General features: G+C 55.9%; 4 protein-coding genes. All 4 read left to right on the forward strand.

All coding sequences use genetic code 11. The annotated features are described in order from the left end of the window. On the forward strand, positions 1-270 hold a 270-nt coding region (locus DRV84_RS14860; protein WP_205026749.1), incomplete at its 5' end, for a type I restriction endonuclease subunit R, EcoR124 family. Beyond that, positions 263-1,462 (forward strand): restriction endonuclease subunit S, encoded by a 1,200-nt coding sequence (locus tag DRV84_RS14865; protein WP_115982085.1) that lies wholly within the window; start codon positions 263-265, stop codon positions 1,460-1,462. The genes DRV84_RS14860 and DRV84_RS14865, both read left to right, overlap by 8 nt. A gap of 3 nt (positions 1,463-1,465) precedes the next feature. Next, positions 1,466-2,605: an ATP-binding protein gene (locus tag DRV84_RS14870; protein ID WP_115982087.1), complete on the forward strand. Its 1,140-nt coding sequence runs from the start codon at positions 1,466-1,468 to the stop codon at positions 2,603-2,605. Continuing rightward, entirely contained in the window at positions 2,602-4,236 is a 1,635-nt protein-coding gene (locus DRV84_RS14875) for a type I restriction-modification system subunit M (RefSeq protein ID WP_115982089.1), read from the forward strand. The genes DRV84_RS14870 and DRV84_RS14875 overlap by 4 nt, the downstream gene beginning before the upstream one ends. Positions 4,237-4,542: the final 306 nt, after the last annotated feature.

Below are 4,542 nucleotides of genomic sequence, written 5' to 3' on the forward strand. Positions count from 1 at the left end.
TTCAAGGCTGCCCGTCAGGCCGAAGAACTGACGCGTATTGCCGAGAAGCATGACCTGTCTGTCGAAGCCCTCCAGGGCTTCGTCGATCACATTCTCGGCCGCTACATCTTCGATCCCGACGCGCTGACTGAGCTGTTCCGCCCCATGGACCTCGGCTGGAAGGTGCGCGCGAGGGCCGAGCTCGCACTCATGGAAGACCTGATCCCGCTTCTCCGCCGCAAGGCCGAAGGGCGAGAAATTTCGGGGCTGGAGGTCTACGAAGATGCCTGAGACAACGCCCCCGATGCCTCGCCTGCGCTTCCCCGAGTTTCGCGATAACGGGCCATGGGGGGTTAAGACGTTGGGCGCGCTGGTCAATACGATCACTCCGCCGAAAAAGATCCAGACTTCCGGCTATTCTCCCAGCGGACGCTTCCCCGTCATAGACCAGTCGCCCAATGATATTTGCGGCTGGACTGATGACGAAACGGCGCTCGTCCAAGCGGACTTTCCGCTAGTCATTTTTGGCGACCATACCTGCGTTGTGAAAGTCGCCGAAGGACCCTTTGCTCAAGGAGCCGACGGCATCAAAATACTTGCCCCTTCTTCGGATGTCGAAGCTCGCTTTCTACACCAGTATCTGCAGGCCAACCCTTTGGAACAGGATGGCTATCGCCGACATTTCTCAGCGCTTAAGGAAAAACTTATTTCTCTTCCGCCCCTGGAAACGGGAGAACAGCAAAAGATTGCCGATTGTCTTACGTCGCTCGACAAATTGATCCGCGCCGAGACGGCGAAACTTGAGTCGCTTAAAATGCACAAGGCAGGCCTTATCCAATGGCTGTTCCCGGCTCGTGGAGAAACATGTCCTAGAGTTCGTTTCCCCGAGTTCCGCGAATCCCGGCCTTGGGAGATGAGGCGATTGGATGAGGTTTTAGTAGAACACGGGCAGAAAAGCACCGGAGAGCAAGACGTTTTTTCCGTCTCGGTGCGAAAAGGTCTCGTTGATCAGATCGAACATCTGGGTCGGCGGTTTGCTGCTGAGAGTACTGATCACTATAATTTGGTTCAACCAGGTGATATTGTTTACACCAAAAGCCCCACTGGCGAGTTTCCATTGGGAATAATTAAGAAGAACCAGAACCCATTCAGTGTAATCGTATCACCTCTGTATGGCGTTTTTTCTCCATTGAACAAGCACATAGGAGCTATTTTAGACGCATATTTTGAATCGCCCGAGAGAGCCCTGTTGTTTTTGGATCCTTTGGTGCAAAAGGGAGCAAAAAATACGATCAACGTGAAGAACGAATCTTTCTTGTCCGGAAAGCTCTGCTTGCCGCCGTCCGAGGATGAGCAACGAAAGATTGCCGACTGCCTGACCTCGCTCGACGAACTGATAACGGCGCAGGACAAGATGACGGCTGCACTGGAAGACCACAAGCGAGGCCTCCTGCAACGGCTCTTCCCGCGGGAAGTCATTTAGCCCATGGCAGAGCCGCAGAAATTCCCTGATCTTGACGCACTGGCAGTGCAACTGCGCCAGCAGATCGAGGACAGAAACAAGAAGGTCACCCTGATATTTGCCCACAACGGCACTGGCAAGACGCGTCTGTCGATGGCCTTCAAGGAGCTTGGCAAACAGCGCGACGCCGAAGGCCAGGTCACGGCACGCGATACGCTCTACTTCAACGCCTTCACCGAAGACCTGTTCAGCTGGGACAACGACCTCGAGCACGACCGAGCGCGGGTGCTGCGAATGAACACGGACTCGGCCTTTTTTGGCGGGCTCGCGGAGCTTGAGATGGAAAACCGCATCCGCCCGATGCTGCGGCGCTATTGCGATTTTGATTTCCAGATCGACTATGATGAAGGTGTCATCAGCTTCTTCCGTGATCTACGAGTCCGCAGGGAAGACGGCACTTTCGAGACCGTTCGCCGCGACAACATCAAGATCTCGCGTGGTGAGGAGAATGTATTCATTTGGTCCTTCTTCTTGGCCGTGGCGCAGCTCGCAATCGATGGACAGGAAGCCTATGACTGGGTGAGATACTTTTACATCGACGACCCCATCTCATCTCTTGACGAGAATAACGCTATCGCCGTCGCGGCCAATCTGGCGAGGATGCTGAAAGAGCAGGACCGGCTTAAGGTGGTGGTCTCGTCGCACCACACGTTGTTCTTCAACGTTCTATGCAATGAACTGAACAAGCCGCAACGGTACTTCCTGAGCTGCGACGGCGAGCACTGGCAGCTGCGCGACACCGGCAACACGCCTCGTTTCTACCACGTTGCGATGCTCAAGGAGCTGCACGACGCTGCCCAGTCGGGGCAGCTGCTCACCTATCACTTCACCATCCTGCGCAGCATCATGGAAAAGACTGCGACCTTCCATGGGTTCAACCACTTCGGCGATGTGATGAAGCGGGATCCGGGTGACGAGGATGGCACCTTGCACTTCCGATATGTCCAACTTCTGAGCCATGGCAACTATTCGCTCTTTGAGCCCGCTGAAATGATGGAAGAAAACAAGAGAATCTTTCGCTCAATTTTGGAAGACTTCATGAACAATTATCGCTTCAACCCCGCTCTTTTTCCGGCGGATGAAACGGTGGAGAACGTGGCATGACCGAACAAGATCAAATCCGTTTGGGCAAGACGCTCTGGGGCATAGCCAACGATCTGCGTGGGGCAATGAACGCGGACGATTTCCGGGACTACATGCTTTCGTTCCTGTTTCTTCGCTACCTGTCGGACAACTACGAAGAGGCCGCAAAGGCAGAACTGGGGCCCGACTGGCCGGCCCTCTCGGCGGACGATCGCCGTTCGCCGCTGTCGGTCTGGTATGCGCAAAACCCTGAAGACACGGACGAGTTCGAAGACGTCATGCGCCGCAAGGTGCACTACGTCATTGAACCTCCCCATCTCTGGAGTTCCATCGCCGAAATGGCGCGCACCCAGGACGATGACCTGCTGCGGACACTGCAGCGCGGCTTCAAGTTCATCGAGACCGAGTCGTTCTCGAGCAGCTTCCAAGGGCTGTTTTCCGAGATCAATCTGGACTCTGAAAAGCTTGGGAGGGCCTATCAGCAGCGCAATGCGCGCCTGTGCACGATCATCCAGAAGATCGCCGAGGGTTTGGCCCAGTTCCCGCGGGACCGTGACCTTCTGGGGGATGCCTACGAGTATCTGATTGGTCAGTTCGCGGCCGGCTCCGGTAAGAAGGCCGGGGAATTCTATACGCCTCAGGAGATATCGAGCATTCTGTCGGGAATCGTGACGCTCGATAGTCAAGACCCGGCTTCGGGCAGGCGCGCCAAGCTGAACCGCGTCTACGACTTCGCCTGCGGCTCGGGCTCCCTGTTGCTTAACGTCCGACGCCACATGGGCAAGCATGGCATTGGCAAACTTTATGGGCAGGAGAAGAACATCACGACGTACAATCTTGCCCGAATGAACATGCTGCTGCATGGCATGCGCGATACTGAGTTCGACATCCACCACGGTGACAGTCTCGAAAATGACTGGGACATCCTGCGAGAACCGAACCCGGCCAAGAAGGTCGAGTTTGACGCCGTGGTCGCCAATCCGCCCTTCAGCTATCGCTGGAGCCCGACCGAGGAAATGGCCAAGGACTTCCGCTTCAAGAACCACGGCCTTGCGCCGAAGTCAGCGGCCGATCTCGGATTCCTTCTGCATGGGCTTCACTACCTGGCGCGCGACGGAGCCATGGCGATCATACTCCCGCATGGCGTTCTTTTCCGCGGCGGAACCGAGAAGGCGATACGCACAAAGCTGCTGAAGGACGGCAACATCGACACTGTTATTGGCCTGCCGTCCAAGCTCTTCTATTCTACTGGCATCCCCGTTTGCATTCTGGTTCTCAAAAAGTGTAAGCGCACGGACGATGTCTTGTTCGTCAACGCGGCCGAACTCTATCATCCGGGCAAGCGCCAGAACTCGCTGCTGCCAGGGCACATCAAGGAAATTGTTGAAACCTATCAGAATCGGACTGAGAAGGAGAGATTCTCGCGGCTCGTTGCCCTTGATGAGATCGAAAACGAGCACGACTTCAATCTCAACATTTCACGTTACGTCAGCACGGGAGAGCCGGAGGAAGAGGTCGATCTTGATGCCGTCTACGAACAGCTTTCAGGCTTGCAGGAACTGATTGGGTCAGCGGCACAGCGCCACAACGGCTACCTCAAAGAGCTGGGCCTGCCATCGCTGCCTCTCGGTTCTGAGAAACGGTCGGACTGAGGCGCCGGCGTGGGCCCGATTGGCCAACCGCAGCTGTTGGAAGGGCCGTTTGGTCAGTCTTGTGGCAGCAGTTTTTGTCGCTGGAAAACGTTCGATCTCCGTTCCATCTCGGCGAATGCCACCGGCGTCGAAGTGTTCAGGGCGGGCTCGGAAAAACATCGCAATACCAGTGGCTTGAAAGCTATTCACCAAATCGGCGCAGTCATCAGGTCCGGAGAATATCGCCCCTGAGAGACCACTTCCGGGCCACCAAGCATCGGGGGCAGTGCTCAGCCCCTCCTGCATAACCCTCGAAAACAACGGAAA

This window comes from Rhodosalinus sediminis (genome assembly GCF_003385555.1).
Classification (GTDB): Bacteria; Pseudomonadota; Alphaproteobacteria; order Rhodobacterales; family Rhodobacteraceae; genus Rhodosalinus; species Rhodosalinus sediminis.